Origin of the sequence: Bradyrhizobium oropedii (assembly GCF_020889685.1) — a bacterium.
In the GTDB taxonomy this organism is placed as follows: Bacteria; Pseudomonadota; Alphaproteobacteria; order Rhizobiales; family Xanthobacteraceae; genus Bradyrhizobium; species Bradyrhizobium oropedii.
Genome location: NZ_JACMYO010000322.1, coordinates 1 through 4,916 on the forward strand (window position 1 = coordinate 1; position 4,916 = coordinate 4,916).

3 protein-coding genes are annotated in these 4,916 nt (G+C 58.7%); 2 read left to right on the forward strand and 1 reads right to left on the reverse strand.

The features are described from left to right. The first annotated feature begins 366 nt into the window (after window positions 1-366). Both H8A95_RS41540 and H8A95_RS41545 read left to right on the forward strand, forming a co-directional pair. Window positions 367-1,449, forward strand: a complete 1,083-nt coding sequence (locus H8A95_RS41540) for an HlyD family secretion protein (RefSeq protein WP_229172230.1) — start codon at window positions 367-369, stop codon at window positions 1,447-1,449. A gap of 31 nt (window positions 1,450-1,480) precedes the next feature. Beyond that, entirely contained in the window at window positions 1,481-3,637 is a 2,157-nt protein-coding gene (locus H8A95_RS41545) for a peptidase domain-containing ABC transporter (RefSeq protein WP_229172229.1), read from the forward strand. Window positions 3,638-4,257: 620 nt separating this feature from the next. On the opposite strand, the gene H8A95_RS41550 is transcribed toward H8A95_RS41545, so the two are convergent. Next, window positions 4,258-4,916 (reverse strand): TCP-1/cpn60 chaperonin family protein (locus H8A95_RS41550; protein ID WP_274617725.1); only part of this gene is annotated, 659 nt, incomplete at its 5' end.

The window sequence follows — 4,916 nt, forward strand, 5'->3', positions numbered from 1 at the left end:
TTGGAAGTGAAGAGATTGCACGCTCTCAAGTCTCTGGCAGCCCGCGCGGGACACGAGCAACACTGCGTCCTTCGTTACCACCTGTTGTCGGGTTAGTAGCGTTCCAGACACAGTGATGTTCGGACGGCGTGCCGCCGCACTCTCAGTTAAGCCGTTGGATAAAAGCGGAACCGTTTTCTGGGGCTCTTCCTGCACACAGTTGGCACGACTCTTGAATTTCTCTCTTTGCGTTGCCGAACACCGATTAGCGGTATCCGTGGAAGCTGCTAATCGTCATGAGCTTCTGACATGACCGATATCCTACTTCCTCCTGAAATTGTCAGCTTCACCGCGGAGAGCGTCCTCTCCCGACGATCAGGACGATCTTTGGTCATCTATAAGATCATTGTGCTCTTTGTTGTTGTGACATTGGTCTCACTGCCAATCATCACCGTAACGGTCTCTGTTCAAAGTGCCGGGACGATTCGCCCCACCATCGAGAAGACGCCCCTGATCGCGCCTGTCTCCGGACGCGTCTCGCGCATCCTTGCCGTTGACAACGATCTGGTTAACCGAGGGCAAGAGATCCTCGCCCTCGATGATGAGGTGGTTGAGCAAAGGCTGATGGCGCTTACGGGCGAAATTCGTGCGAAAACCGATCTTGCCCGTGACCTCGAAACTCTGATTTCCTCTGGCACAGAGGCTAAGGACCAGATCCACCTCCTGACCAAGTCCGCCACTGCTGAGCGGCTACATTTTCTCAACCTGCTGCGGGAGAACCAATATGCCCGCAGTCATGCTGCGGCAGAACTCGACCGCGTTAAGCGACTGGTCTCCGTTGCTGCATCGCCCGCAAAGGCCGTTGACGAAAAGACTTTCGCACTCCAGAGCATTGAGGTCAAAGGCGAGATCCTCGCACGTAGCAAATCCGCCGAATGGAACCAGCAGCTCTTCGACACTAACCTACGCCTTAAGGAACTTACAGCCAGCTTGCATCAGCTCGAGAACGAACGGGATCTGACCCTCATTCGAGCTCCCGTGTCAGGCGCTCTAGAGCAATTCTCCGGCCTCACCCCGGGCAGCTATGTCCAGGCGGGGCAAACCGTGGCTTGGGTATCGCCCGACGGCGAACTGGTGGCTGAAATCTACGTCTCTCCCAACGACATCGGCTTCGTGCGATCGGGCCAGTTGGTGCGGCTCCAAGTGGATGCCTTCAACTACAATCGATGGGGTGTCATCGACGCGACAGTGCTTGACGTGGCGCAGGATTTCACTCTCCGCGACAAGAACCCCGTCTTCAAGGTCCGCTGCGCGCTCTCTCGCAACCATGTCGCGCTCAAAAACGGGGTTGTCGGTCGCCTGAAGAAAGGCATGACCGTGCGGGCCCGTTTCCTCGTGGCCGACCGCACGGTCCTGCAACTCCTCTACAGTGAAGTCGACGATTGGCTCAATCCGCTGCTGACGCGCTAGTTCTTCATTTCCAAATACGCAACGAGCCGCCATGTCGAGCAAGGTCATCAAGTTCAAGCAACGTGATGTCACGGATTGCGGGGCCGCCAGTCTTGCTTCTGTCGGAGCTTTCTATGGCTACAAGCTGCCATTGTCGCGCATCCGCCAGTACGCCTCGACCGGCCGCTCCGGCACCACGGTGTCGGGCCTCACGCAAGCGGCTCAAAAGCTGGGCTTCATCGCCAAGGGAGTGAAGGGTGGCTTCGACAGCCTGTACAAGATCCCCAAGCCCGCTATCGCGCACGTCATCGTCAAGGAGGTCTTGCACCACTTCGTCGTAATCCAGGCGATTGACGCTAGGTGGGTCATCATCATGGACCCAGCCTATGGCGAAATCCGCAAGCTGTCGCATGAGGAATTCAAGAGGCAATGGACTGGCGTCCTGGTGCTCCTCGTTCCGGCAGACACCTTCAAGCGCCGTGACGAGAGCACCTCCCCTCTTCTCCGCTTCGCCCGTCTGCTTGCGCCACATAGGGAGATGATGGCGCAGGCTCTCGTCGGGGCGCTGGTGACGACGATTCTCGGCCTCTCGACCGCCATCTACGTCCAGAAGATCGTCGATCACGTGATCACAGCAGGCAACCGCAACCTGCTCAACCTGATGAGCATCGCCATGCTGCTCATCCTGGTGCCACAGATCCTGATCAATATCCTCAGAAACCGGCTCGTCCTGCAAACGGGGCAGAAGATCGATGTCTGCTTGATCCTCGGCTACTACAATCACATCCTAAGCCTACCCCAGAAGTTCTTCGACAGCATGCGCCTGGGCGAAATCGTTTCCCGCATGAACGACGCCGTGAAGATCAGGAGCTTCCTGAACGATGTCTCGATCACCATGTTCGTCAACGTGCTAGTGATACTGTTCTCGTTCGGACTGATGTTCGTTTACTCGTGGAAGATCGCCTTGGTCGTGGTGATCTCCATCCCTATATATCTCTCAGTCTATTGGATCATCAACCGGCTGAATAGGAAGCGCCAGCGCGCCATTATGGAGAATGCCGCCGATCTCGAGGCGCAACTGGTTGAATCACTGGGTGCGGTCTCCACTATCAAGGCGTTCAGTATGGAGAGTTTTGTCAACCTCAAAGTGGAGACCCGCTTCATCAAGACGCTGCACTCCGTCTACAGTTCCGGCCTCATCTCGGTCTTCGGAGACAATGCCTCGACTTTCCTCTCGACCCTATTCACCATCGTACTGATGTGGTTCGGTACGACGCTTGCCCTCGATCAGACCGTCACGCCCGGCGAATTACTGTCCTGCTATACGTTGCTCGGCTATATCACCCGGCCGGTTGCAAGCCTGATTCAAACTAATCGGATCGTTCAGGATGCTTTGATCGCGGCGGATCGCCTGTTCGAGATCTTCGACCTGGAGCCGGCTAGCGGCGGCGACATTGATGCCACCAAGCCCGAGCTTGGCGATATCCGCTTGGAGAACGTCACGTTCCGCCATGGCGCGCAGTCGGAGCTTTTCCAGGATCTCAGCGTCACCTTCCGCCGAGGCGAGATGACGGCCGTGGTGGGGGAAAGCGGCTCCGGCAAGAGCTCCCTTGCGGCGCTGCTGCAGAATATTTACCCGCTTGAGGGCGGACGCATTCGGATCGGCTCTTATGACCTCCAGGACCTCTCGACCGTATCCCTGCGTAAGGTTATTGCTGCGGTACCGCAATCGATCGACGTGTTCTCGGGCTCGGTGATCGAGAACGTCGCCCTTGGCGAGTTCGAGCCGGACATCGCGAAGGTCCGGCAACTTTGCGAGCAAATAGGGCTGCGGGAGGTGATCGAGCGCTGGCCTGGTGGCTACCAAGCCTATCTGGGCGAGAACGGCGTACGCCTGTCCGGCGGCGAGAAGCAGCGCCTTGCCTTGGCTCGGGCTCTGTACCGGGATCCGAAAATCCTGATCCTCGACGAGGCGACCTCCTCTCTCGATTCGGTCGCCGAGGCGCGTGTCGTACGCGTGGTTGAGGATCTGCGTCGGGCTGGTAAGATCATCATCGTCATCTCTCATCGGCTCAGCACCATTTGTGACGCCGACAAGATCGTGGTCTTGGACAAGGGACGGGTTATTGCGGAGGGACGGCATGCGGATCTGCTGATAGCTGAAGGCGCTTACGCTCGCTTGTGGCGGGCGCAAATCGGATCTAGCTAAGCCCATCAGCGCCTCCGTAAAGTTCGGATGGATTCGACATCGGCCTCGCTTTGGTGTCAAACGAACCGGCTTCCGAACAGCCGCATTCTGCGAGGCTGAGCCTTATTGCCGGAGCTTGGGGGCATCGCAGAATTTTCGAGGATCTTACGCTAAGGTGATTCGAGGAAAGCCCGCCGGGCGCTGACGCGTTGTTTCATCCAAGAACGAGTAGGAGCGGTAATCGGCAAGAGACCCCTCAACGGAGGGATACGAGGGACGTACTTTGCCCAGCGCAGCGGTGTGCGAAGTTCAGTGCGGCCGTCGGCAAAGTTGGTCTCCTAATCGGTAAGCGGCAAGGAGACCAAGGAGACCCCGTCTGGCGGAGTGATTGAGCGATCGGCTATTGACTGCTGAGTTTGTGAGCCGATGGGAGCTTCTATGTCTGCGGCTAGTTCTGGAACTAGAACCTTCCACATGCGCCAATCAGGCGGTCTTCGTCGTACTTCGTCGTATGCGTACTGAAGTTCGGGGCTTGGGCTACGCGCACCGAAATAACAAGGGGACATGAGTGCGGCGTCAAAGAAAAACCCCGGCATTGGAGCCGGGGTTCTGTAATTCTCGCTTTCTTCGATGCGGCTGGATCAGAAGTCCATGCCTCCCATGCCGCCGCCCGGGGGCATAGCCGGGCCGGCTGCGGCCTTCTTCGGCAGCTCGGCGACCATGGCCTCGGTGGTGATCAAGAGCGCCGCCACGGAGGAGGCGTTCTGGATCGCGGTGCGCACGACCTTGGTCGGGTCGATGATGCCCTTGGAGACGAGGTTGCCGTATTCGCCGGTCTGCGAGTCGAAGCCGTAGGCGTACTGATCCTTCTCGAGGATCTTGCCAACGATCACCGAGCCGTCTTCACCGGCGTTGATCGCGATCTGGCGGGCCGGCCAGGACAGCGCCTTGCGCACGATCTCGACGCCGGTCTTCTGGTCGTCGTTCTTGGTGCGCAGGCCCTTGAGCTGCTCGGAAGCACGGAGCAGGGCGACGCCGCCGCCCGGGACGATGCCTTCCTCGACAGCCGCGCGGGTCGCATGCATCGCGTCATCAACGCGATCCTTGCGCTCCTTCACCTCGACCTCGGTCGCGCCGCCGACGCGGATCACCGCGACGCCGCCTGCGAGCTTGGCGAGACGCTCCTGCAGCTTCTCACGGTCGTAGTCCGAGGTGGTCTCCTCGATCTGCGCCTTGATCTGGGCAACGCGGGCGTCGATGTCGGCCTTCTTGCCGGCGCCGCTGACGATCGTGGTGTTTT

Coding starts and splice junctions, on each gene's coding strand:
- H8A95_RS41545 (WP_229172229.1), top strand. CDS start 1,481: ATGTCGAGCAAGGTCATCAAGTTCAAGCAACGTGATGTCACGGATTGC.